Genomic DNA, 22,666 nt, shown 5'->3' on the forward strand with positions numbered 1-22,666 from the left:
TCCCGCTCCACCAGCAACGGCATCGCCTCCGACGCCGTCACCAACTCCCGCAGCGGATAACGGGACAGCACCGCCGCCACCTCCGGAGACAGCGCGGGCTTCAGGCGGTGGTTGACCGACCGCGTGTCGTCGCCGAGCGCGTGCGCGGCCTCCAGGATCAGGACCCGCTCCGGCCCCTTGGGCACCCCGGTGGCGGCCCGCTCGTAGAGTTCGGCGCCCTCCTCAAGGACCAGGCCGGTGTCGATGCCCGCCGGGATCTTGACGGAGGCGGTGTGCCGCCAGGTCGCCAGCGGATCGCTCCACGCCTCCACCCGGAAGGTCCAGCGGCCGGTGGCGTCCGGCGTGATGTCCGCGCCCCACACGTCGCTGCCGGGAGACAGCTCCCGCATCGGCGTCCAGGGGCCACGACGGCCCTTCGGATCCCGCAGGACCACATTGGCACCGACGGCGTCGTACCCCTCCCGGAACACGGTGGCCGTGACCTGGAACGTCTCCCCGGTCACCGCCTTCGCCGGGCGCCTGCCGCACTCCACGGCCGGCCGGACGTCACGTACCGGTACGCGGCCGATGGCCGGGGTCCTGCGCATCGTTCTCACCTCCGCCGTGCGCGAAGCCGGGCCCAGGGCCCGGCTTCGCGATCCGATGCACGTCCGGCTGCTGCCGTCCGTGGGGAACGCCATGTACGGTGCCAGGTCATGGGCTTGGCGCCGTGGAACGCCGCTCCGAAGGTGGCGCGCGCCGCGCCGCCCGGCCCGGCTGTGGCCGGCCGTCCTGCTCGCGCAGGTAGCCGGCCAGAGTGGAGCGCAGATAGCGCTCGGCCGCGTCCGCTGCCTCCCGGGCGCAGCGTTTTCCCATCAGCACGCACAAGGTGTAGCCCGAGTCCTCGAAGGTTGCCCGGACCGTGCGGTCGTGGGGCGAGGCGAGCATGACGCGCTCCCAGGCCCGGTAACGCCGCAACTGCCTGGCCACTTCGGCCTTGGCGGGTAGCAGCATGACCCTCTTCACCTTCCACGCTCTCGACTGGGCGCGTTCCCGACGGTCGGGTGGTGTCCGCGCAGGGGTGGGCACGGAACCGTTACGGCGATCGAGGCTTTCACTCATGGTGCACGTACAGACACGCACCGTCCTGTTGGACGTTCAACCATCCGGCCGTTCGGGGCGCTCGTGTTGCACGAATGGCGTAGCGACCTCACTGTGGGAGGTGACTCAGAAGCGATCACTGCTCACGCTCGGTGTCCGGGATCCCTCCCGGACGGGGTGAGGGAGCGAGAGCCTCGCCGGTGAGGAGCAAGCGACGATGAAGACCGCAGTGCCCTGCTACTACCACATCGATGTGGAAGTCAGCCCGGAACGGGTGGGACAGCTCAGCCGCATCCTGGGCGCCCACCTCCGCTACTGGGACCTCGACAACCTCGTGGCCCCCGTCCGCCGCGGTGCCGAACTGCTGCTGCGGGCGATCGACCAGCATGCCACGGACAAGACCATGTCGATCGAGATGTGGTGGAACGGCCAGCATCTGATCACGGCGGTCGGTGGCGGAGACCGCGATCTGCGTCCGGACCAGGATCTGCGGGCCTGCCTGGCGGACATCGCCGCCATGAGTGACGGATGGGGCTGCTGCGCCTCGGCGACCGGAAGCGTGATCATCTGGTTCTCGCAGCGCGCCCGCACCGGCGAGCGCGTCCCGCTGGTCCCGACCGCCCCGGCGCCGAGCCTCACCGAGGGCCTGCAGGTGCCGCGCGAGCTGCGGGTGGCCGCGCTCGCCGCGCCGGCGACCGCCGCGGACGGCGTCCTGGCGGGCGCCCGGTGACGGCACGGAAGTCCCGGAAAGGGGTGTCCGTCTGGAGCGGGCACCCCTACCCGTTGGGGGCCGTGTTCGACGGCGAGGGCACCAATTTCGCCCTGTTCAGCGAGGTCGCCGAGCGCGTCGAGCTGATCCTGGTCGACGACGCCGGCGCCGAGACGTCCGTCCCGCTGCACGAGGTCGACGGCTTCGTCTGGCACGCCTACCTGCCCGGCGTCGGCCCCGGCCGGCGCTACGGCTACCGCGTGCACGGCCCCTGGCAGCCGTCCCTCGGCCACCGCTGCAATCCGGCGAAGCTGCTGCTCGACCCGTACGCCCGCGCCGTGGACGGCCAGATCGACAACCACGCCTCCCTGTACGAGCGTTCGCCCGACGGCCCCTCGCCGGGCGACAGCGCCGGGCACTCCATGCTGGGCGTGGTCACCGACCCGTACTTCGACTGGGGCGACGACCGCCCGCCGCGCCGCTCGTACGCGGACTCCGTCATCTACGAGGCCCATGTGCGCGGCCTGACCCGCGCCCACCCGGAGATCCCCGAGCGGCTGCGCGGCACCTACGCCGGTCTCGCGCACCCCGCGGTCATCGAGCACCTGACCTCGCTCGGCGTCACCGCTGTGGAGCTGATGCCGGTCCACCAGTTCATCCACGACGGCGTCCTGCAGGACCGGGGTCTCGCCAACTACTGGGGCTACAACACCATCGGCTTCTTCGCCCCGCACAACGCCTACGCCGCCTTCCGCAGTTCGGGCCAGCAGGTCAACGAGTTCAAGGCGATGGTGAAGGCGCTGCACGCGGCCGGCCTCGAGGTCATCCTCGACGTGGTCTACAACCACACCGCCGAGGGCAACGAGTTCGGCCCCTCGCTGTCCTTCCGGGGCATCGACAACGCCTCCTACTACCGGCTGGTCGACGGCGACTGGGCGCACTACTACGACACCACCGGCACCGGCAACAGCCTGCTGATGCGCCACCCCTACGTGCTCCAGCTCATCATGGACTCGCTGCGGTACTGGGTGACCGAGATGCACGTCGACGGTTTCCGCTTCGACCTCGCGGCCACACTGGCCCGGCAGTTCCACGAGGTGGACCGGCTGTCCGCGTTCTTCGACCTGATCCAGCAGGACCCGGTGATCAGCCGCGTCAAGTTGATCGCCGAACCCTGGGACGTGGGGGAGGGCGGCTACCAGGTGGGCAACTTCCCGCCGCTGTGGTCGGAGTGGAACGGCCGCTACCGGGACGCCGTTCGGGACTTCTGGCGCGGGGAGCCCGGTTCGCTGGGCGAGTTCGCCTCCCGGCTGACCGGATCGTCCGACCTCTATCAGCACAGCCGCCGCACACCGCGCGCCAGCGTCAACTTCGTCACCGCGCACGATGGTTTCACCCTGCGCGACCTGGTGTCCTACAACGACAAGCACAACGAGGCCAACGGCGAGGGCAACCGGGACGGCGAGAGCCACAACCGGTCTTGGAACTGCGGGGCCGAGGGCGACACCGACGACCCGGACGTGCTGGAACTGCGCGCCCGCCAGCAGCGCAACCTGCTGGCCACGCTGCTGCTCTCGCAGGGCATCCCGATGCTCTGCCACGGCGACGAACTGGGCCGGACCCAGCGCGGCAACAACAACGCCTACTGCCAGGACAACGAGGTCTCCTGGGTCGACTGGGAGATCACGGACGAGCAGCGCTCGCTCGCCGACTTCACCCGGTACGTGATCGACCTGCGCGCCCGGCACCCCGTGCTGCGCAGGCGCCGCTTCTTCCACGGCGAGACCCCGACCAACGCCGGACAGCCGCTGCCCGACGTGATGTGGCTGCGGCCCGACGCCCGCGAGATGACCGAGCGGGACTGGCACCGCGAGGACGCGTACTCGATGGGCGTGTTCCTCAACGGCGACGCCATCGCCGAACGCGACCCGCACGGCCGCCGGGTGGTCGACGACTCGTTCCTGCTGCTGCTCAACGGCTACTGGGAACCGGTCGTCTTCCGCCTGCCCGACGAGTCTTTCGGCGAGCGCTGGACGACCCTGATCGACACCGCCGACCCGGACGGCATCCCCGACGAGCGGGAACGCAAGGCCGGCACCCGGCTGCGGGTGGAGCCGCGCAGCCTGGTCGTCCTCTCCCGCCCGGCCCGCGACTCCCGCCCGGCCCGCGGCACCCGTCCGGCCCACGGCACCCGTCCGGCCCACGGCACCCGCTGATCCGCCCGGCCCGCCGCCCGAAGCGGGTCGGGCAGCGGGTCAGCGCATCCCGCGGGAGGTGACCGTGAACTGGGCGCCGTCCGGGTCGCGCAGGATCGCTTCCTGCTCGTCCTCGCTCAGTACGCTGCCGCCGTGCTTCTCGGCGGTGCGGGCACACCCCGTCACGTCGTCCACCGCGAAGTGGATCTGCCAGTGCGGCCGCACGGACGGGTCCGGGGCCGTCTCGACCGCACCCGAGTCGATGCGCGCCACCACGTCTCCCCGGCTGCGCAGCACCACCTCGCCGCCCTCGTACTGGACCTCGCAGCAGCCCGGCCTGCCGGACGCCCAGCCGAGGATCTCGCCGTAGAAGATCGCCGAGTCGAAGGCGTTGCGGGTGTGCAGCCGGATGAAGGTCGGGGCCGCCTGGCGCCACGCCTCCCAGTTGCCGACCAGTTCGCCCTGCCAGATGCCGAAGGTGGCCCCGTCCCGGTCGGCGAGCAGCGCCGCCCGTCCCGGCGGGAACGACAGCGGCCCGACAGCCGCCGTACCGCCGCGCTCCCGGGCCCGGGACACGGCCTCGTCGGCGTCCGGCACCGCGAAGTACGGGGTCCAGGCCACCGCCATCTGCCACATCGAGGCGACCGCGGCGATCCCGGCCACCGGCACCCCGTTCGCCAGGGCGATGCGGAAGTGCTCGCCGAGCTTGGCGCCACGCCACCGCCAGCCCAGCAGGGCCGAGTAGAACTCCTGGGTCGCGCCCAGATCACGGCTGGTCAGGCTCACCCAGCACGGGGCGCCGAAGACGGAGTGCGTCGAGACGAGCTCGCGCGTCCTCGTCCCACCACCGGCAGGCTTGTCATCGTTCATGGCTGTCGCGTCCTGAGTCTCGGGGCCCGGCGGCCACCGCTCACGCACCAGTGTCCAACCGGAAGGGCCTCATGTGCTCGTCGAGTACCCCGGTGCCCATCGTCCAGGCGGGTGACAGGATGGAGGCATGACGCACAGCGACGCGGACCGGATCGTCGAGCTGCAGGCGGAAGTCGACCAGCTGAAGGTGGCCGTGGCCTCCCATGCCGTCGTCGACCAGGCCATCGGGATGATGGTCGCCTTCGGCCGGGTGACCCCGGACCAGGGGTGGCAGGTGCTGAAGGACGTCTCGCAGCACACCAACATCAAGCTGCGCAACGTGGCGGAGCTGATCGTGATCTGGGGCCGCCGCGGCGAGATCCCGCCGGACATCCGCGCCGCGCTGGAGGAGAGCCTGGACAGCTACGGGCCCACCCAGCTGCCGGGGACGGCGGGGGACTGAGACTCAGCCCGCCTCCGCGAGCAGTTCCTCGCGCAGCCGGTCGAAGCAGCCGCTCAGCAGCCGCGAGACATGCATCTGCGAGATGCCCAGTTGCTCGGCGATACGGCTCTGCGTCATCCCGCCGAAGAACCGCAGGTAGAGGATGGTGCGCTCGCGCTCGGGCAGTGCCGCCAGACACGGTTTGACCGCGGCCCGGTCGATGACCAGGTCGAAGCCGGGGTCCGGGGAGCCCAGGGAGTCCCCGAGCGCGTAACCGTCCGTGCCGGCCACCTCGGCGTCCAGGGACAGCGCGGAGAAGCACTCCAGCGCCTCCATGCCGGTGCGCACCTCGTCCTCGCTCAGGCGCGTGTGGGTGGCGATCTCGGCGACCGTGGGCGCCCGGCCGGGCGTGGTCTGGGCCAGTTCCTTGACGGCGCCGCGCACCCGGTTGCGCAGATCCTGCACCCGGCGCGGCACATGCAGGGTCCACATGTGGTCGCGGAAATGGCGCTTGATCTCGCCGGTGATGGTGGGTACGGCGTACGCCTCGAAAGCCCGGCCGCGGGCCGGGTCGTAGTGGTCGACGGCCTTGACCAGGCCGAGCGCGGCCACCTGGTAGAGATCTTCGAGGGACTCCCCGCGGCCGCGGAACCGCACCGCGATCCGCTCGGCCATGGGAAGCCAGAGCCGGACCAGCTCGTCCCGGAGCGTCTGCCGCTCGGGCCCCTCGGTCAGGCCGGCGAGCCGCTCGAACGACCTGCCCGTGTCGGGGGCGTCGTCGTGGGGGTGAGGCCTGGTGCTGCCAGTGACAGGCATCGCGCGCACCTCTCTCAGCAGGTGCTGATCGACAGACACCGTGGGAGGGTGCGCTCAAATGCTTGAAGGGACACCGGGGCGCCCGGCCGGACCGGCTCCCACGGACGTGCCTCCTGTCCGAAGCACGCAGTACCCATTCCCTCTGCCGGGCATATCGAAACAAAACGGTCTATTCGGGTCATGGTCGGGCCCTTTCTTGACCGCTCCTTGGTTCGTCACCTCTGCGACCCGGGCGATCCCGACCGGCGGCCTTCCCCACACCGACGCTCGGCGGCCGGCCCGCTGAACCGCCCGGTGCCCCGGCGCGCCGGGCCCGCCGCGGACGTGATGTGCGGCACGCACCCCGACCATGCCCGGGAGCCCGCCGAAGGGATTTCTCCTGGGCAGCGCTTGATCACCGATCAAAGCGGGCGAACCCGCTGGCCACAGCGCATTCTGCTCATTTGACAGTCCGCTCGGCACACAGATAGACAGCAGCTCTCGAAAGGTGGAGAGGGGCATTGTGTACGAGCCGAACGTGGTCGGGGACTGGCAGGAGTACGACGAGCATGCCGGTCTGCGGATCCGCGTCCACCGCCTGGAAGCGGCCGAGCCGCCGCGCGGACGCGACGACGCCGCCGCGGGTCTGACGTACTTCACTGTCCGGGTGACGATCGAGAACCGCGGCTCGCGGCACTACGGCATCCACCTCGAGGACGGCCAGATCGACGTCCGGCTCGGCCCGGACGGGGAGGGCGCCTTCATCGACTGGCGCAACTCCCAGTTCATCGAGGGCTTCGACGTCTACCCGCTGCGCCGGGCCACCGCCGTGCTCTACGCGGCCGGTCCCGAGGCCTCCCTGACGCACGTGGACGTCCAGGTGCAGCTGCGGGTGGACGAGGAGTGGGCCGACCGCAGGCTGTGGGCGGGCGGCATCGGCGTGCTGGAGGCCACCGCGCCCGCAGCCCCGGCGGCCGGCGCGCAGACCAGCCTGGCCCACCAGGTGAGCGCCTTCCTCAAGGAGCAGACGGAGCCGGGCGGCGCCTGAGCCGGGTCAGTGCGGGATGCCGTCGATGATCTCCCGCGCCCCCTGCCGCAGCAGCGACACCGCGACCGAGGTGCCGAGCGTGGCCGCGTCCAGCCGGCCCGCCCACTCGTGGGCGTTCAGCCGGGTCTTGCCGTCCGGGGTGAACACGCAGGCCCGCAGGGAGAGTTCACCACCGCGGTCCACGCGCGCGTAACCGGCGATCGGGCTGTTGCAGTGGCCCTGCAGCACATGCAGGAACATCCGCTCGGCCGTGGCCTCCCGATGGGTGTCCGGATGGCCGAGACCGCTGATCACGTCGATCAGCTCGGTGTCGCCCTCCCGGCACTGCAGGGCGAGGATGCCCGCGCCGATCGGCGGCATCATCGTCTCCGTGGACAGCACCTCGCTGATCACGTCCTGGCGGCAGATCCGCTCCAGACCGGACACCGCGAGCAGCAGCGCGTCCGCCTCACCGTCGGCCAGCTTGGCCAGCCGGCGGTTGGCGTTGCCGCGGAACGGCACGCACTCCAGGTGCGGGTGCGAGGCGGCGAGCTGGGCCACCCGGCGCACCGCGGAAGTGCCGATCCGGGTGCCCGCGGGCAGCTCGTCCAGGGTGAGTCCGCCCGGGTGGACCAGCGCGTCCCGTACGTCGTCCCGCTTCAGGAACGCGGCGAACACCGTGCCTGCGGGCAGCGGCCGGTCGGCGGGCACGTCCTTGACGCAGTGCACCGCGAGGTCCGCCTCCCCGGCGAGCAGGGCGGCGTCCACCTCCTTGGTGAACGCGCCCTTGCCCTCGACCTGGGACAGATCGCCGAGCCACTTGTCCCCGGTGGTCTTCACGGGGACGACCTCGGTGCGCATCCCCGGGTGCAGTACGCCCAGCTCGGCGCGTACCCGCTCGACCTGGGCGAGGGCCATCGGCGAGTCGCGGGAGACGATACGGATCAACTCGGGCACGGACATGGTGGACACCATAGACCCTCACGGCCGCCGTCTCTCGCGCTCCCCCTGGACAGTCGTAAGTCGGTGGCGGTGGCGGTGGCGATAAGGCGTCAGGCGTTCGGGTCGAAGGGGATGCCGGAGGGCTTCGCCGAGGCCAGGTGGGAGGCGAAACTCGCGTCCTTCAGGCCGAAGTTGGCGCTGCCGAAGTCGTAGGTGGCCAGTTTGTCGCGCAGCCCCGCCGGATAGCCGTTCCAGCCGACCAGCGGCGGGTACTGCCAGGTGTGCTTGTGGTTCTCCGGCGGCTCGTCATTGGCGTTGGCCAGCCGGAAGCAGTGCGTGCCGATGCCGTCCTTGTGGTAGACGACCTTGGGGTGGCCGCCGTCGAAGCGGACCTCGGAGACCGCGTGCACGGTGAACGAGCCGTGGTTGGACGTCGACACGTACCGCACCTGCCCGTCCTGCACCCACACCACCACGTGCTCCCAGTCGTGCCGGTGCCCGCCGATGCTGCTGCCGGCCAGCGCCTGGTCCTTCTCGAAGTACAGGCCGTAGAGGTAGCCGCACCAGCCGTTGTTGCACTTGTAGCGCGAGTAGCTGTTGGTGTTGTCCAGGTCGGAGGCGTCGTGGCAGTTGCCGTTCAGCGCGCCCGTCGGGTTCAGACCGCCGTTGACCGTGCCGTCCGGCCCGATGGCGGGCGTCGGGTAGCAGCCGTCGGTGTCGTAGTCGAAGGCCGGCTGGTACGCCAGCTCGGCGGGCTCGGCGTTGCGGGGCAGCGCGGTGGGCGGCGCGGCGAAGGCGGCGGAGGGGAAGGTCACGACGAGAGCGGCGGCACCGGCGAGCGCGGCGAGCCAGCTCCGGGGGCGGATACGCGGCGAGGGCATGGGGGACCTCCAACTGCGGCGGGGAGCAGGGGAGTTCAGCATCCCGGCCGTGCGCCCCGCTGCCAAGGGGTCACAGGCGTCACAGAAGTGAAGGACCGTGGAACAGCCGCGCCTAACCGAAGTCCTCCGGCAGGTCCGCCGACGACTCCTCGGCGGCCAGGTCGGGGCGCAGCCGCTGCCACGAGGGCTGGCGCAGCATCCCGGCCCGGGTCCGGGTGCTGTAGCTGACCTCGCCGACCAGCCGGGGCAGCACCCAGTGGGCGCCCGCGACGCGCGGTACGGGGTCGAAGGGGCAGCGGCCGCTCGCCGCGGCCCGCAGCAGCCGGGCCAGTTCCGTCCGCTCCGCCTCGCTCCAGCCGGTGCCCACCCCGCCGACGTAGCGCAGCCGGCCACCGGCGCGCTGGCCGACCAGTACGGCGCCGGGCAGCCCGGTCAGCCGCCCCTTGCCGGGCAGCCAGCCGCCGACGATCACGTCCTCGCTGCGCATGTTCCGGATCTTGATCCAGGAACGGGAGCGCACTCCCGGCTCGTACACCGAGTCGAGCCGCTTGCACACCAAGCCCTCCAGGCCGTGCTCCCGGGTCGCCCGGAGGGCCTGGGCGCCGTGTCCGGTCACCGCGGCCGGCGTCGACCAGTGCGGTCCGGTCAGGCCCAGCTCCGTCAGCCGCGCCCGCCGCCGTGTGTAGGGGAGCCGGAGCAGGGGCCGTTCCAGGTGCGGGACGTCGAACAGCACCAGGTGGACCGGCACCTGGGCGGCGCGGCGGGCCGCCCGGGCGGGGGAGTGCGCGAGGCCCATCCGGCTCTGCAGCAACTGGAAGTCGGAGCGGCCCAGTTCGTCCAGGGCCAGCACCTCGCCGTCCAGGACGGCGGGCGTGGTGCCGAGGGCGGTGCCGAGCGGCCGGAGTTCGGGGTAGGCGCCGGTGATGTCCTCGCCGGAGCGGGCGCGCAGCAGGACGCTGCCGTCGCCGGGCAGATAGACCATCACCCGCTGGCCGTCCTGTTTGGTCTCGTACGCCCACCGCTCGTCCTGGGCGGCGGGCGGCAGCGGGCCGGGGGTGGCGAGCATGGGCGCGACGAGCGGCAGGGTCAGGGCGTTCACGGCTGAAGGTGTCGACCGCTCCCGCCGCCCTCACGCGCCATTCGGCCCCGGTTCCCCTGAACGGGCCCGGGGCCGGTCCGGCCGTTCTCAGCCCACCGGCTCGGCCGACGGCTCGCCCGCGGTCGCCGGGGCCGCCACCGGGGCCGCAGGGCGGTGGCGGGGCAGGAAGGAGGCGAGCAGGAAGGCCAGGACGGCGGAGCCCGCGCCGAGCGCCAGGACGACCTTGAAGCCGTCCTCGGACGGCAGCGCGTGGCCGCCCAGGCTGGTCGTCATCTGGGCGAGGACCACGCCGGCGCCGGCACTGGCCACCGAGGTGCCGATGGACCGCATCAGGGTGTTGAGGCCGTTGGCGGCGGCCGTCTCCGAGAGCGGCACGGCGCCCGTGATCAGCGCGGGCATGGCACCGTAGGCGGACCCGACACCGGCGCCGATGACGCAGGACACCAGGACCAGGTGCCAGACCTCGCTCATCAGCACGATGTTGAGGCCGTATCCGGCGGCCACGACGACCGCGCCGGTCATCAGCGTGATCTTCGGGCCCGGGACCTGGTGATCAGGGCGGAGACGGGGGCCATGGCCATCATCACCAGACCCTGCGGGCCATCACGATCGATCCGGGGGCTGACCGCGCCCGCAGCCGCACGCCCCGGGGCCGGCCGGTACGGTGCCGCACCCACGCTCCGGGTGCGGCACCGCGTGTTTTCCCTTCCCTGCCCGCCGGAAGTGGCCCTGGCCGGGACTACTGTCGAGTAATATCCGGCGGCAGGTCACCTGAGGAGGAACCGTGCCCCGGTCCGAACGCTCACCCCTGCTGCTCGCCGGCCTGCTGGCCGCCGCGGGGGTCGCCCATTTCGCCGCACCCCGCCAGTTCGACCACCTCGTCCCGCGAGCACTGCCGGGCTCGCCGCGGACCTGGACGTACGGCAGCGGAGCCGTGGAGCTGGCCCTGGCGGCCGGTGTCGCCGCGCGCCGGACGCGCCCCCTGGCCGCCAGGGCGGCCGCCGCCTTCTTCGTCGGGGTGTTTCCCGCCAATGTGAAGATGGCCGTCGACTGGCGGCACCGGCCCGCGCCCCAGCGCAACGCGGCCCTGGCCCGGCTGCCGCTCCAGGTGCCCCTGGTGCTGTGGGCCCGCGGAGTGGCCCGGAACGGGGAGGGACGGTCGTGACCGAACGTGTCGAGGTGGGCGACAAGGCCGAGGACTTCGAGCTGCCGGACGAGACCGGCACGCTCCGCAGGCTCACCGAGCTGCTGGCCGACGGCCCGGTCGTGCTGTTCTTCTACCCCGCCGCCCTGACGCCCGGCTGCACCGCCGAGGCCTGCCACTTCCGCGACCTCGCCGCCGAGTTCGCCGCCGTCGGCGCCCGCCCGGTCGGGATCAGCGGCGACAGCGTCGAACGCCAGCAGGAGTTCGCCGGACGGCACACCCTCGGCATGCCGCTGCTGTCGGACGCCGACGGTGCGGTGCGTGACCGGTTCGGGGTCAGGCGGGGCTTCACCCTCGCCCCGACCAAGCGGGTCACCTTCGTGATCGGCCAGGACCGCACGGTCCTGGAGGTGGTGCGCAGCGAACTGCGCATGAACACCCACGCCGACCGTGCCCTGGCGGTGCTGCGCGCCCCCCGGGACTGATCCGGTCCGCTGCCGCGCTTGATGGACCGGAGCATTCGGATCATCCTGGGGCATATGGAGCGAGTCGCGGCCGCTGTGGTCATCGACGCCCAGGGCAGGGTGACCGGGTGGAGCCAGGGCGCGCGGCTGCTCACGGGCCGCGTGGCGGACGAGGTCGTCGGCCGGCCGGCGGCCGAGCTGCTCGCCGGGGAACCACCCGGCGGCGTCCTGGCCGCCGGGACCGGCATCCTCACCCTGCGCCACCGCGAGGGACATCCGGTCGAGGTGGCCGTGACCGTCTGCCCGGTGCTCGGCGCCGACGGCGCACCGGCCGGACACGTGATCACGGCCGGCCCGACCGGCCCGGTGCTGGTCGGCGAGGCCTTCCAGCAGGCTTCCATGGCGATGTCGGTCCTCGACCTCGAACAGCGCTACCTGTACGTCAACGGCATCGCCTGCCGGCTGATGGGGGTGCCCGAGGAGGCGCTGGTCGGCCGCTTCTACACGGACACCGTGGAGGAGGGCGAGGACACCCGGGGGTTCGTGCGCCATCTGCGCGAGGTGGCCGAGACTGGCCGGCCCGTCCGCTACGAGAGCTTCACCGGCGCCCCCGCACTGCACCGGGCACACGCCTGGAGCATCGAGATGTGGCCCCTGTGCGACGGTTCCGGCGAGCCGGCCGCGGTGGCCCTGGCCGCCTTCGACAGCAGCGAGCAGTACTGGGCCCGGCGCCGCCTCGCCCTGCTGAACGAGGCCGCCACCCGCATCGGCACCACCCTTGACGTGGTGCGCACGGCCGAGGAGCTGATCGAACTCCTGGTCCCGCAGTACGCCGACTTCGCCACCGTCGACCTGCTGGACTGGGTCCTCGGCGCGGACGAGCCGCCGGCGGCCCCCCGGGGCGGCATCGAGCTGCGGCGCGTCGCCCACCGCTCCGTCGTGGCGGGCAACCAGGGCGCGGCGCTGAAGCCGGGGGAGTCCGAGGAGTACCTGCCATCGACCCCACCGGCCGTCGCCCTCCGCGAGGGCCGGGCGGTGCTGGCCCAGGCCGGTGAGCCGGCGTTCGACCAGTGGCTCGCGGACCGCAACGCGCGCTCCCCGGAGGGCCGGCCCCACCGCGAGGGCGTCCACTCGATGATCGCGGTGCCGCTGCGCGCCCGGGGCATCACCCTCGGCGCCGCGGTGTGCGTGCGCAAGTACCACTCGGACGCCTACGGCCCCGACGACGCCGTCTTCGCCGAGGAACTCGCCAGCCGCGCCGCCGTCTGCGTCGACAACGCCCGCCGCTTCGCCCGCGAGCGCGACACCGCGCACGCCCTCCAGCACAGCCTGCTGCCGAGCGGTCTGCCGGGGCAGGCCGCGGTCGAGGTGGCCCACCGGTATCTGCCGTGCGGCTCGCTGGCCGGCATCGGCGGCGACTGGTTCGACGTGATCCCGCTCTCCGGCAGCCGGGTCGGGCTGGTCGTGGGGGACGTCGTCGGCCACGGCATCCAGTCCTCCGCGACCATGGGCCGGCTGCGCACGGCGGTGCGGACCCTCGCCGACGTCGACCTGCCCCCGGACGAGCTCCTCACCCACCTGGACGACCTGGTCAGCCATCTGGCCTCCGACGGGACCGGCGAGGAGGTCGCCGAACTCGGTGCCACCTGCCTCTACGCCGTCTACGACCCCGTCTCCCGCCGGCTCGGCCTGGCCGCGGCCGGCCACCCGGCTCCGGCCGTCGTACTGCCCGGCGGCACCGCCGAGTTCGTCCCGATGAGCGCCGGGCCGCCCCTCGGGGTCGGCGGGCTGCCCTTCGAGGCGACGGAACTCGAACTGCCCGAGGGCTCGGTCGTCGCCCTCTACACCGACGGCCTGGTCGAGGACCGCGACCGGGACGTCGACCGCGCCACCGAGGAACTGCGCCGCGCCCTCGGCGCACCGGCCGACTCCCTCGAAGCCCTCAGCGACGACGTCCTCAAGGCCGTCATGCCCGAGCAGCCCACCGACGACATCGCCCTGCTCCTGGTCCGCACCCGCGCCCTGGGCGCCGACCGGGTGGCCACCTGGGACGTCCCGCCCGACCCGGCCGCGGTGGCCGCCTTCCGGCAGGCGGCCACCGAACGGCTGACCGCCTGGGGTCTCGAGGAGATCGCGTTCGTCACCGAACTCGTCGTCAGCGAACTGGTCACCAACGCCATCCGCTACGGCGAACCGCCCGTCCAGCTCCGCCTGATCCGCGACGGCGCGCTCATCTGCGAGGTGTCCGACGCCAGTTCCACCTCACCGCATCTGCGCCGGGCGCACGCCTACGACGAGGGCGGCCGCGGACTGCTGCTGGTCGCCCAGCTCACTCAGCGCTGGGGCAGCCGGCAGACGGGCAGCGGCAAGACCATCTGGGCGCAGCAGTCGCTGCCCGGCGGCTGATCACTCGAAGGAGCACCCCGGATTCGGCGCGTCCTCCGAGAACGGGGCGCCGTGCGGCAGCACGTAGAGCACCTCCAGGACGACCGGGATGCTGCCGAGGTTGCGGCCTATGTGCACACGGTCCGGGCCGGACGGCTCCTGGATCGTCGCGCCCTTGCGGTACACGCCGTCGGAGGCGCAGCCGGAGTCGAAGTGGCTGAGGGTGCCCTGCTTCACCACGCCGTACAGCGGACCGTCGTGGTAGTGCCAGCCGGTGCCCTGGCCGGGCGGGATGGTGATCTCGCGCAGGGTGTAGTCGGTGCCGCCGACCGTCCTCTGGGCGAGGGTCCGGGCCGTCACCCCGGGGCCCGGCGGGGTGGCCCCCGCGGTGCCGCAGGTGAGGAACGCGGTGGCGGTCACCACGCCGATGAGGGCGGTGCGGAGTGCGGTGCGCATGCGGGAGCCTCCAGGGTCGCGAGCGGTTACCGCCGCGAACATAGAGGCGTAAGGCGGGTGTTGGGGGCGGAACCAGGTGATCCGGTTGCGGCGCCCGGTGATCCGCACAGGGCGTTCCCGGCCGGCGGCCCGGAGCCGGGTGCGAGGTCCGGCCGGTCACTCCTCGCCGGCGTCGGCGGCGACCTGGGCCAGGGTGCGCCCGGTGCGCACCGAACGGGCCCGGCGCGGATCCGGGGTGCCGTGCCCCGCCGCCCGCGCGGGGCCCTTGCGCACCAGCAGCCAGGACTCCTCCTCGTCCGGGCCGCCGCGGAACCGGGTGAGGGCCCACTCGCCGTGCAGCTTGGCGCCGTGCAGCCGGAACGTGGCGTGCCCATGCTCCAGCGACTCGGCGAAGTCCAGCGGACGCCCCCGGCGGTCGTGGCTGAGCGGCTCGTACGTCCCGTGCTCCCACACGATCACCGTGCCCCCGCCGTACTCGCCCTTCGGGATCACGCCCTCGAAGTCCTCGTACTCCAGCGGATGGTCCTCGGTGGGCACGGCCAGCCGCTTGTCCCCGGGGTCCGTCGACGGCCCCTTGGGGACGGACCAGGACTTCAGCACGTCCCCCACCTGGAGCCGGAAGTCGAAGTGCATCCGGCGGGCGTCGTGGATCTGCACCACGAACCGCGGCCACTCGTCCGCGGCCGCCGCCCCGCCGGACGGCTCGCTGGTCCGTTCGAAGTCGCGCCTGCCGCGGTAGGTCCGCAGCCGGTCCTCCGTCGCCACGTGCGGCTCCCTCCGTCCGTCCGCCTCACGCGCCCCGGGTACCCCGGTACGGGCCTGGTCAGCCCGCCACGCCGTCCAGCTCGGCGACCGCGTCCGCGGGCAGGACCAGCGCGGCGGCGGCGATGTTCTCGCGCAGGTGGTCCGGGGAGGAGGTGCCGGGGATGAGCGCGATGTTCGGCGAGCGGCCGAGCAGCCAGGCGAGGGCGACCTGCTGCGGCGAGGCGCCGAGCCGCGCGGCCACCTTCGACAGCGTGCCGGACTGCAGCGGGGTGAACCCGCCGAGCGGGAAGTACGGCACGAAGGCGATGTTCTCCGCCGCCGTGCGCTCGACCAGGGCGTCGTCCCGCCGGATGGCCAGGTTGTACAGGTTCTGCACGGTGACCACGGGGGCGATTCCCCGCGCCTCCTCCAGTTGCGCCAGGGACACGGCGCTCAGTCCGAGATGCCGGATCAGGCCCTGCCGGCGCAGCTCGGCCAGGGCGCCGAACATCTCGGCCACCGGATCCTCGTTCGGGATGTCCACGTCACCGAGCCGCAGATTGACCACGTCCAGCGTCTCCAGCCCCAGGTGCCGCAGGTTGTCGTACACCTGTGCCTTCAGGTCCGCCGGATGCCGGGACATGATCCAACCGCCGTCCGCGCCGCGCCGCGCGCCGACCTTGGTCACGATGCGCAGGCCGTCCGGGTAGGGGTGCAGCGCCTCCCGGATAAGTTCGTTGACCACGACGGGGCCGTAGAAGTCGGCGGTGTCGATGTGGGTGATGCCCGCCTCCACCGCGGCGCGCAGCACCGCCACGGCCCGGGCCCGGTCCTTCGGCGGGCCGAAGACGTGCGGTCCGGCGAGCTGCATGGCGCCGTAGCCCATGCGGGTCAGGGTCAGACCGTCCGCGGGGGTGACGGTGCCGCCGAGTCGTGCGGTCATGTCGTGCCTCTCGTGCCGTTCGTCGAGCCGCCGGCCGGCGGCTCGTCTCCACCCTGCGCCCGCTGTGCCCCGCACGGCAGTGTCCCCGCGTTCCTGGGAGTGCCAGGACCAGTCACCGCCGCGGGTGCCGCCGTACGGTGGTGTCATGGACGGTACGAACGCGCTCGGCGAGTTCCTGCGCGCCCGCCGGGGTCAGGTCCGGCCGGAGGACGTGGGGCTTCCCGGCTCGGGACCGCGCCGGGTGCCGGGGCTGCGCCGCGAGGAGGTCGCGATGCTCTCCGGCATCAGCTCCGACTACTACCTGCGCCTGGAACAGGGCCGCGACCGCAACCCCTCCGCGCAGGTCCTCCAGGCCATCGCCGAGGTGCTGCGGCTGGACACCGACACCACCTCCTACCTCCTCGGCCTCGCCCAGGACCGGCCCCGCGACACCCGGCCGGGGGCACGCACCGGGCCGGCGCGCCACCGGGAGCAGGTGCCGGAGGGTCTGCTGCACCTCATCGACGGCTGGCCGCGCAACCCCGCCTACATCCAGAACCGCTACACCGACTGCCTCGCCGCCAACGCCCTCGCCACGGCCCTCACCCCCAACTACCGGCCCGGCGTCAACCTGCTGCGGGCCGTCTTCCTCGACCCCGCCGAGCGCGCGCTGCGCCGGGACTGGGACGACCTCACCGAGGAGGGTGTGGCCGCGCTGCGCGCGTACGCCGGGCCCGAGTCCGACGACCCGCGGCTGCGTGACCTGGTCGGCGACCTCTCGCTGCGCAGCGACCGCTTCCGCACGCTCTGGGCCCGGCACGAGGTCCGGCCCCGGCGCGGCCGGCTCAGCAGACTGAGCCACCCGCAGGTCGGCGACCTGGACCTGTACTCGGAGAAGCTGACCGCGGACGGCACCGGCGGCCTCACCCTGGTGGTCTTCCACGCCGATCCCGGCAGCCGCGGCGCCGAACTCCTGGACATCCTCGGCAGCCTCGCCGCGCCCGGCTCGGCCGCCGCCCCGGAACCCGCCGAGGAGCCGTAGCGGAGGAAGGCCGGGAGGCCGTGCCGAAGGGCGCAGGCCGCGTGGGCGCGCGGAGCACGGGCGCGGGAAGTTCGCGGCGCCCGGGGCCCTGGTGTCACGATCGGTCGTGGAGCCGGTTCGGACGACCAACGGAGCGCGCATGACGACGCACAGGGCCACGGCGGAGCACACCGGGCAGGCGGAACGGACCGAGGGCGTCGAGGTGCGCCCGGTCGCCGGGCACATCGGCGCCGAGATCACCGGCGTCGATCTCGCCGGCCCGCTGGACGACGCGGTGGTCGCCCTGATCAGGGAGGCGGTGCTGCGCTGGAAGGTGGTGTTCTTCCGGGGGCAGGAGCTGGACCACGCCGGGCACGTCGCCTTCGCCCGCCGGTTCGGCGAGCCGGTCGTCCTCGGCCGGCGGGGCAGCGCCTCACCGGAGGGCTTCCCCGAGGTGGAGACCACCGCCGACCGGCTGGAGCTGGGCGGACGCTTCGGCATGGAGCACGAGGAGTGGCTGCGGCGGCGCCGGCACACCCTGCTGCGCGGCTGGCACTGCGACCACGGCGCCCGCGTCGACCCGCCCGCCGCGACCATCCTGCGCGCCGAGACCGTGCCGACGTACGGCGGCGACACCACCTGGGCCAATCTGGCCGCCGCCTACGCCGGGCTATCGGCGCCGGTCCGCGCCTTCCTGGACGGGCTGCGCGCCGAGCACCGGCTCGGCGTCGGCTACCAGCCGCGGCCCGGCGACGACGCCTACCTCCGTCACCTGCTGGACCATCAGGTCGCCTCCGTGCACCCCCTGGTGCGGGTGCACCCGGAGACGGGCGAGCGCGTGCTGTACGTCAACGGCTACTACCTGGAGCAGATCACCGACGTCTCCCGACCCGAGAGCGCGGCCCTGCTGGAGATGCTGCTCGAACAGGCGGTGCGCCCCGAGTACACGGTCCGTTTCCGCTGGGAGCCCGGGAGCGTCGCCTTCTGGGACAACCGTGCCACTATCCACCTGGCCCCGAGCGACAACGCCCACCTCGGGTTCCCCCGGATCATGCACCGGGTGATGCTCGCGGGCGACGTCCCGGTGGGCGTGGACGGCAGGCCGTCCGAGCCGGTCACCGGCACGGAGGCGGGCCGCTGGTGAGCCGGGAGGCAGGCACCCGGCCCGGCGCCGGCCCCCCGTGGCTCATATCAGCGGGATCGTGACCTCGTCCTCGACCGGCGGATCCAGTTCCTGGGCGCGGTTGCCGGTCGCGGCGAAGCAGCGCAGCCGCACCGCCTCCGGGGTGACGTCCAGGCGCAGGAAGGACTTGAAGAACGGCGGGCTGTAGGTGACCGAACCCGGCGAGAAGAGCTGGGTGTAGAGCTTGCGGACGGGCAGCCGGAACCGGGAGGTCCGGTCGGGGCGGCGGCCCGCGCCCAGCAGGCTCGCGACCAGCCGGACCCGCCGGGTGATCCTGACGTCCGGACCGGGCGCCCGGCCGGGCTCGATACCGAGACGTTGGGCCACGACCGCCGTCGCCTCGTCCTCGGTGAGGGTGAAGAAGCGGCGCAGCCGCAGCCGCCGGGCGTACACCCGGCTGTAGAAGGCCAGCGAGTCTCCGCGCAGCGGATAGCAGCGGAACTCCCGCTCGGTGACATCGGCGACGGACACCCGGGGGATGGTGTGCGTGGCGTGCATGAACGCGCCACCACCGCCCGAGACCACGTACTGGACGGTGCGGCCGTCCACATCGACCGGATAGCGCTGGTAGTTGTGGATGTCGCCGCCGATCGCGGCCACGTAGTGGTGCTCCGGGTCGCGCACGATGTCGTCGACCGTGCCGCCGCCCTCGACGGCGCAGGGGTGGTGCTCGCCGTCCACGTACAGCGGGGATCCGGTGATCAGGATCTTGGACTTCGGCCCCCGGGACACCTCCCGCAGCCACGCGCCCTGCTCGGCGTCGATCGTGCCGAGCAGTCCGGTGTCGATGCCGACGATCCGCACCGGTCCGGCGTCGATCGCCCAGTAGGGTCCCGGCTGCACGGCCCGCTGCTCCGGCGCCGAGCGCAACGCCCGTGCCCCGGACAGGTTTTGGCCGTCCACCGGGCGCGCCCGGTGCCACAGCAGGGTGCGCCACCAGGCGCGGGTGAGCGGGCGGGGCCGCGGCTCGGGTGCGGGCGGGGGAGCGTCGGCGCAGAAGACCCGCATGAACGCGCCGAGGTCCTCGTACCAGTCGTGGTTGCCCGGTACGGCGTAGATGGGCGCGGGATAGTCCTGGTACGGCCGGAAGAACTTGGTGCCGTAGTCGTCCGCGCTGCCGACGGGGTAGATGACATCGCTCGCGATCACCGCGAACTCCGTGTCCCGGCCCGCCTTCAGGAAGCCGGGCACGGTGGCGTACTGGGAGGCGCCGCCCTCGCCGGTGTCCCCGACGACCATGAAGGAGAAGCGGTCCGGCACGTCCCGCCGCACCACCTTGTCCGCCGGCGCCCCGGCCGCCGCCCGCCCGGCCGCCAGGCGGCTGCGGGTACGGCCGGTCGGGTCACCGAACCATGACGCGAGCACCCCGTTGCGGGCGGCCCACAGGACCCTCGGATTCAGCCAGGACAGCTTTTCCACGTGGACGGGCATCAGCCGCTGGTAGAGGCCGGGTTCGGAGGGGCCCCAGCCGGCGCCCCGGGCGGTATCGCGTGAGGATTCAGACACGCGAGCACGGTAACAACGGTCCTGTGAACGCCCGAAGGGTGGGACCTGGTGTCAAGTGCTGGTAAAATAAGGCAACTTCGCGGTTCGGTGTTGCCGAGGCCGTGTTCACCGGGCCCCGCGCCGCACGGTGCGCCGGCCCGGCGCGGCGAGAGCGTCCGAGCCCGCCCGGCCGTCGCCGGGGCAGGGTAGGGAAAACCCTCGAATTGCCTCTGACGCTGCTGACATGCGCGAGTCAAGACTGTCATTCTCCCCCAGCACGCAGTCGGTTTCGCGAGCAAGCACCATGCTCCCCACACAGTTCAGCTCGTCCCGGACAGCACACCCGTCTGCCCGGGTCTTCACCGGCCGCTACCCGGCGGCCGCAGCAGGAGGAAATCGAGTGAGTCGTCTTCCCCACAGACGGGCCATGGCCGGAGCCGCACTGGTCTCCACCGCGGCCTTCCTCGCCGTCGGCATCCAGTCGGTGCCGGCCGCCGCCAAGCCCTCGGCTCCCCACGCCGGCCACCTGCGCACCGGCGGCCTGGAGGCCAAGCTCTCCCCGGCCCAGCACGCCAAGCTGCTCAAGAGCGCCCAGCAAGGGACCGCCACGACCGCCCGCTCCCTCGGCCTCGGCGCCAAGGAGAAGCTGGTCGTCAAGGATGTCGTCAAGGACAACGACGGTACCCTGCACACCCGTTACGAGCGCACCTACGCCGGGCTCCCCGTCCTCGGCGGCGACGTCGTGGTGCACACCCCGCCGGCCTCCGTGGCCAAGGGCACGGTGAGTGCGACCTTCAACAACAAGCGCACCATGAAGGTCGCCTCCACCACCGCGACCTTCGCCAAGGGCGCCGCCGAGACCAAGGCCCTGAAGGCGGCGAAGGCCCTCGACGCGAAGAAGGCCACCACCGACAGCGCCCGCAAGGTGATCTGGGCCGGCGACGGCACCCCGAAGCTCGCCTGGGAGACGGTGATCGGCGGCCTCCAGGACGACGGTACGCCCAGCGCGCTGCACGTCATCACCGACGCCACCACCGGCAAGGAGCTGCACCGCTACCAGGCCATCCAGACCGGTACCGGCAACACCCAGTACAGCGGCTCGGTCAGCCTCAGCACCACGCTGTCCGGCTCGACGTACCAGCTCTACGACACCACGCGCGGCGGCCACAAGACGTACTCCCTCAACGGGGGAACCTCCGGCACCGGCACGCTGATGACGGACTCGGACGACGTCTGGGGCACCGGGTCGGGTTCCAACACCCAGACCGCCGGCGCCGACGCCGCCTACGGCGCCCAGGAGACCTGGGACTTCTACAAGAACACCTTCGGCCGCAGCGGCATCCGCAACGACGGTGTCGCCGCCTACAGCCGGGTCCACTACAGCAGCGCCTACGTCAACGCGTTCTGGGACGACAGCTGCTTCTGCATGACCTACGGCGACGGCACGTCCAACACCCACGCGCTGACGTCGCTCGACGTGGCCGGCCACGAGATGAGCCACGGTGTCACCTCCAACACCGCGGGCCTCGACTACAGCGGCGAGTCCGGCGGCCTGAACGAGGCGACCTCCGACATCTTCGGCACCGGAGTGGAGTTCTACGCCAACAACTCCACCGACGTCGGTGACTACCTCATCGGCGAGAAGATCAACATCAACGGCGACGGCTCGCCGCTGCGGTACATGGACAAGCCGAGCAAGGACGGCGGCTCCGCCGACAGCTGGTACTCCGGCGTGGGCAACCTGGACGTCCACTACTCCTCGGGCCCCGCGAACCACATGTTCTACCTGCTGTCCGAGGGCAGCGGCAGCAAGGTCATCAACGGGGTCACCTACAACAGCCCGACCTCGGACGGCGTCGCCGTCGCCGGTATCGGCCGCGCCAAGGCGCTGCAGATCTGGTACAAGGCGCTGACGACCTACATGACGTCGAGCACCAACTACGCCGGTGCCCGCACCGCCGCCCTGAACGCGGCCGCCTCGCTGTACGGCACCAACTCCGCCGAGTACGCCGGGGTGGGCAACGCCTTCGCCGGTATCAACGTCGGCAGCCACATCAACCCGCCGAGCAGCGGCGTGACGGTCACCAACCCGGGCAGCCAGAGCGCCACCGTCGGCACGGCGGTCAGCCTGCAGGTCCAGGCGAGCAGCACCAACAGCGGTGCCCTCACCTACAGCGCCACCGGTCTGCCGGCCGGCCTGTCGATCAACAGCTCGACCGGCCTGATCTCCGGTACGCCCACCACCGCCGGCTCCTCCAGCACCACGGTGACGGTGAAGGACTCCACCGGCGCGACCGGCACCACGACCTTCGGCTGGACCGTCAGCACCACCGGCGGCGGCTGCTCCGCGTCCCAGCTGCTGGCCAACCCGGGCTTCGAGTCGGGCAGCACCGGCTGGACGGCGACGAGTGGTGCGATCACCACCGACACCGGTGAGGCCGCGCACAGCGGCTCGTACAAGGCCTGGCTCGACGGCTACGGCTCCTCGCACACCGACACCGTGTCCCAGTCGGTGACGATCCCCGCGGGCTGCAAGGCGACCCTGACCTTCTACCTGCACATCGACACCTCGGAGAGCGGCACCACCGCGTACGACAAGCTGACGGTGACCGCCGGTTCGAAGACCCTGGCCACCTACTCGAACGCCAACGCGGCCTCCGGGTACAGCCAGAAGTCCTTCGACCTGTCCTCGCTGGCGGGCCAGACCGTCACGCTGAAGTTCAACGGCGTGGAGGACTCCTCCCTGCAGACCAGCTTCGTCGTGGACGACACCGCCCTGACGACCGGCTGATCACAGCGCGAAGCGGTCCCGCACCCCGGAGCTCCTCCGGGGTGCGGGACCG

General features: G+C 72.4%; 21 protein-coding genes and 1 pseudogene. 10 read left to right on the top strand and 12 right to left on the bottom strand.

Going from position 1 to position 22,666, the window contains the following annotated elements:
- Nucleotides 1-587 (bottom strand): maltotransferase domain-containing protein (locus tag ACFVVO_RS35475; protein ID WP_390060638.1); only part of this gene is annotated, 587 nt, incomplete at its 3' end.
- A gap of 106 nt (nucleotides 588-693) precedes the next feature.
- Nucleotides 694-993: a DUF5133 domain-containing protein gene (locus ACFVVO_RS35480; RefSeq protein ID WP_143634047.1), complete on the bottom strand. Its 300-nt coding sequence runs from the start codon at nucleotides 991-993 to the stop codon at nucleotides 694-696.
- 304 nt (nucleotides 994-1,297) lie between these two features.
- On the opposite strand from ACFVVO_RS35480, the gene ACFVVO_RS35485 reads away from it, so the two are divergent.
- Entirely contained in the window at nucleotides 1,298-1,810 is a 513-nt protein-coding gene (locus tag ACFVVO_RS35485; RefSeq protein WP_390060640.1) for a pep a2, read from the top strand.
- Nucleotides 1,811-1,833: 23 nt separating this feature from the next.
- Nucleotides 1,834-4,005 carry a glycogen debranching protein GlgX gene (gene glgX / locus ACFVVO_RS35490; RefSeq protein ID WP_390060642.1) on the top strand — a complete coding sequence of 724 codons (2,172 nt, stop codon included), beginning with the start codon at nucleotides 1,834-1,836 and terminating at the stop codon, nucleotides 4,003-4,005.
- A 39-nt stretch (nucleotides 4,006-4,044) separates the two neighbouring features.
- Here the strand turns inward: glgX and ACFVVO_RS35495 are convergent, their stop codons facing one another.
- Nucleotides 4,045-4,854 (bottom strand): VOC family protein, encoded by an 810-nt coding sequence (locus ACFVVO_RS35495; protein ID WP_390060644.1) that lies wholly within the window; start codon nucleotides 4,852-4,854, stop codon nucleotides 4,045-4,047.
- Nucleotides 4,855-4,981: 127 nt separating this feature from the next.
- Between ACFVVO_RS35495 and ACFVVO_RS35500 the strand changes: the two genes are divergently transcribed.
- Nucleotides 4,982-5,296 carry an ANTAR domain-containing protein gene (locus ACFVVO_RS35500; protein ID WP_390060646.1) on the top strand — a complete coding sequence of 105 codons (315 nt, stop codon included), beginning with the start codon at nucleotides 4,982-4,984 and terminating at the stop codon, nucleotides 5,294-5,296.
- Nucleotides 5,297-5,299: 3 nt separating this feature from the next.
- Here ACFVVO_RS35500 and ACFVVO_RS35505 read toward each other — a convergent pair whose 3' ends face one another.
- Nucleotides 5,300-6,091, bottom strand: coding sequence for an RNA polymerase sigma factor SigF (locus ACFVVO_RS35505; protein ID WP_390060647.1), 792 nt, complete (start codon nucleotides 6,089-6,091; stop codon nucleotides 5,300-5,302).
- Between the two features lie 502 nt (nucleotides 6,092-6,593).
- On the opposite strand from ACFVVO_RS35505, the gene ACFVVO_RS35510 reads away from it, so the two are divergent.
- Nucleotides 6,594-7,118: a hypothetical protein gene (locus ACFVVO_RS35510; RefSeq protein ID WP_390060648.1), complete on the top strand. Its 525-nt coding sequence runs from the start codon at nucleotides 6,594-6,596 to the stop codon at nucleotides 7,116-7,118.
- A gap of 6 nt (nucleotides 7,119-7,124) precedes the next feature.
- Here the strand turns inward: ACFVVO_RS35510 and hemC are convergent, their stop codons facing one another.
- The 4 genes and pseudogenes from hemC to ACFVVO_RS35530 all read right to left on the bottom strand — a co-directional run.
- Complete coding sequence (gene hemC / locus ACFVVO_RS35515) at nucleotides 7,125-8,060, bottom strand: hydroxymethylbilane synthase (protein WP_390060649.1); 936 nt, start codon at nucleotides 8,058-8,060, stop codon at nucleotides 7,125-7,127.
- Nucleotides 8,061-8,149: 89 nt separating this feature from the next.
- The gene (locus ACFVVO_RS35520; RefSeq protein ID WP_390060650.1) at nucleotides 8,150-8,920 is read right to left on the bottom strand and encodes an NPP1 family protein; all 771 of its coding nucleotides are present in this window, start codon (nucleotides 8,918-8,920) and stop codon (nucleotides 8,150-8,152) included.
- A 112-nt stretch (nucleotides 8,921-9,032) separates the two neighbouring features.
- Nucleotides 9,033-9,986 carry an ATP-dependent DNA ligase gene (locus ACFVVO_RS35525; RefSeq protein WP_390060723.1) on the bottom strand — a complete coding sequence of 318 codons (954 nt, stop codon included), beginning with the start codon at nucleotides 9,984-9,986 and terminating at the stop codon, nucleotides 9,033-9,035.
- Nucleotides 9,987-10,106: 120 nt separating this feature from the next.
- Nucleotides 10,107-10,618, bottom strand: a pseudogene (locus tag ACFVVO_RS35530) (MFS transporter); the annotation flags it as partial.
- 185 nt (nucleotides 10,619-10,803) lie between these two features.
- On the opposite strand from ACFVVO_RS35530, the gene ACFVVO_RS35535 reads away from it, so the two are divergent.
- From ACFVVO_RS35535 to ACFVVO_RS35545, 3 genes are read left to right on the top strand one after another with little or no spacing between them, the layout of a single operon-like run.
- On the top strand, nucleotides 10,804-11,184 hold the full coding sequence (locus ACFVVO_RS35535; RefSeq protein WP_390060652.1) for a hypothetical protein: 381 nt from the start codon (nucleotides 10,804-10,806) through the stop codon (nucleotides 11,182-11,184).
- A complete protein-coding gene (locus tag ACFVVO_RS35540; protein ID WP_390060654.1) occupies nucleotides 11,181-11,648 on the top strand; it encodes a peroxiredoxin in 468 nt (155 codons plus the stop codon). Before ACFVVO_RS35535 ends, ACFVVO_RS35540 begins: the two co-directional genes overlap by 4 nt.
- Before the next feature lie 54 nt (nucleotides 11,649-11,702).
- On the top strand, nucleotides 11,703-14,033 hold the full coding sequence (locus tag ACFVVO_RS35545) for a SpoIIE family protein phosphatase (protein ID WP_390060656.1): 2,331 nt from the start codon (nucleotides 11,703-11,705) through the stop codon (nucleotides 14,031-14,033).
- Here the strand turns inward: ACFVVO_RS35545 and ACFVVO_RS35550 are convergent, their stop codons facing one another.
- The 3 genes from ACFVVO_RS35550 to ACFVVO_RS35560 form a co-directional block, all read right to left on the bottom strand.
- Complete coding sequence (locus ACFVVO_RS35550) at nucleotides 14,034-14,468, bottom strand: cupin domain-containing protein (RefSeq protein WP_390060658.1); 435 nt, start codon at nucleotides 14,466-14,468, stop codon at nucleotides 14,034-14,036.
- A gap of 156 nt (nucleotides 14,469-14,624) precedes the next feature.
- Nucleotides 14,625-15,233, bottom strand: coding sequence for a DNA polymerase ligase N-terminal domain-containing protein (locus tag ACFVVO_RS35555; RefSeq protein WP_390060660.1), 609 nt, complete (start codon nucleotides 15,231-15,233; stop codon nucleotides 14,625-14,627).
- Between the two features lie 58 nt (nucleotides 15,234-15,291).
- On the bottom strand, nucleotides 15,292-16,155 hold the full coding sequence (locus ACFVVO_RS35560; protein WP_390060662.1) for an oxidoreductase: 864 nt from the start codon (nucleotides 16,153-16,155) through the stop codon (nucleotides 15,292-15,294).
- Nucleotides 16,156-16,300: 145 nt separating this feature from the next.
- Between ACFVVO_RS35560 and ACFVVO_RS35565 the strand changes: the two genes are divergently transcribed.
- Together ACFVVO_RS35565 and ACFVVO_RS35570 are read left to right on the top strand one after the other, a co-directional pair.
- A complete protein-coding gene (locus tag ACFVVO_RS35565) occupies nucleotides 16,301-17,176 on the top strand; it encodes a helix-turn-helix domain-containing protein (protein ID WP_390060663.1) in 876 nt (291 codons plus the stop codon).
- Nucleotides 17,177-17,315: 139 nt separating this feature from the next.
- The gene (locus ACFVVO_RS35570; RefSeq protein ID WP_390060665.1) at nucleotides 17,316-18,299 is read left to right on the top strand and encodes a TauD/TfdA dioxygenase family protein; all 984 of its coding nucleotides are present in this window, start codon (nucleotides 17,316-17,318) and stop codon (nucleotides 18,297-18,299) included.
- Nucleotides 18,300-18,341: 42 nt separating this feature from the next.
- Here ACFVVO_RS35570 and ACFVVO_RS35575 read toward each other — a convergent pair whose 3' ends face one another.
- A complete protein-coding gene (locus ACFVVO_RS35575; RefSeq protein ID WP_390060666.1) occupies nucleotides 18,342-19,844 on the bottom strand; it encodes a metallophosphoesterase family protein in 1,503 nt (500 codons plus the stop codon).
- A 406-nt stretch (nucleotides 19,845-20,250) separates the two neighbouring features.
- On the opposite strand from ACFVVO_RS35575, the gene ACFVVO_RS35580 reads away from it, so the two are divergent.
- Nucleotides 20,251-22,614, top strand: a complete 2,364-nt coding sequence (locus ACFVVO_RS35580; RefSeq protein WP_390060668.1) for a M4 family metallopeptidase — start codon at nucleotides 20,251-20,253, stop codon at nucleotides 22,612-22,614.
- The last annotated feature ends 52 nt before the right edge of the window (nucleotides 22,615-22,666 follow it).

This window comes from Streptomyces sp. NPDC058145 (assembly GCF_042884245.1).
Taxonomy (GTDB): domain Bacteria; phylum Actinomycetota; class Actinomycetes; order Streptomycetales; family Streptomycetaceae; genus Streptomyces.

Bases quoted from the DNA above. Each gene is read 5' to 3' on its own strand.
- ACFVVO_RS35480 (WP_143634047.1), bottom strand. From the start codon at position 993: ATGCTGCTACCCGCCAAGGCCGAAGTGGCCAGGCAGTTGCGGCGTTAC.
- ACFVVO_RS35495 (WP_390060644.1), bottom strand. From the start codon at position 4,854: ATGAACGATGACAAGCCTGCCGGTGGTGGGACGAGGACGCGCGAGCTC.
- ACFVVO_RS35485 (WP_390060640.1), top strand. From the start codon at position 1,298: ATGAAGACCGCAGTGCCCTGCTACTACCACATCGATGTGGAAGTCAGC.
- ACFVVO_RS35525 (WP_390060723.1), bottom strand. From the start codon at position 9,986: ATGCTCGCCACCCCCGGCCCGCTGCCGCCCGCCGCCCAGGACGAGCGG.
- ACFVVO_RS35550 (WP_390060658.1), bottom strand. From the start codon at position 14,468: ATGCGCACCGCACTCCGCACCGCCCTCATCGGCGTGGTGACCGCCACC.
- ACFVVO_RS35565 (WP_390060663.1), top strand. From the start codon at position 16,301: ATGGACGGTACGAACGCGCTCGGCGAGTTCCTGCGCGCCCGCCGGGGT.
- ACFVVO_RS35545 (WP_390060656.1), top strand. From the start codon at position 11,703: ATGGAGCGAGTCGCGGCCGCTGTGGTCATCGACGCCCAGGGCAGGGTG.
- ACFVVO_RS35505 (WP_390060647.1), bottom strand. From the start codon at position 6,091: ATGCCTGTCACTGGCAGCACCAGGCCTCACCCCCACGACGACGCCCCC.
- hemC (WP_390060649.1), bottom strand. From the start codon at position 8,060: ATGTCCGTGCCCGAGTTGATCCGTATCGTCTCCCGCGACTCGCCGATG.
- ACFVVO_RS35500 (WP_390060646.1), top strand. From the start codon at position 4,982: ATGACGCACAGCGACGCGGACCGGATCGTCGAGCTGCAGGCGGAAGTC.
- ACFVVO_RS35520 (WP_390060650.1), bottom strand. From the start codon at position 8,920: ATGCCCTCGCCGCGTATCCGCCCCCGGAGCTGGCTCGCCGCGCTCGCC.
- ACFVVO_RS35580 (WP_390060668.1), top strand. From the start codon at position 20,251: ATGGCCGGAGCCGCACTGGTCTCCACCGCGGCCTTCCTCGCCGTCGGC.
- ACFVVO_RS35570 (WP_390060665.1), top strand. From the start codon at position 17,316: ATGACGACGCACAGGGCCACGGCGGAGCACACCGGGCAGGCGGAACGG.
- ACFVVO_RS35560 (WP_390060662.1), bottom strand. From the start codon at position 16,155: ATGACCGCACGACTCGGCGGCACCGTCACCCCCGCGGACGGTCTGACC.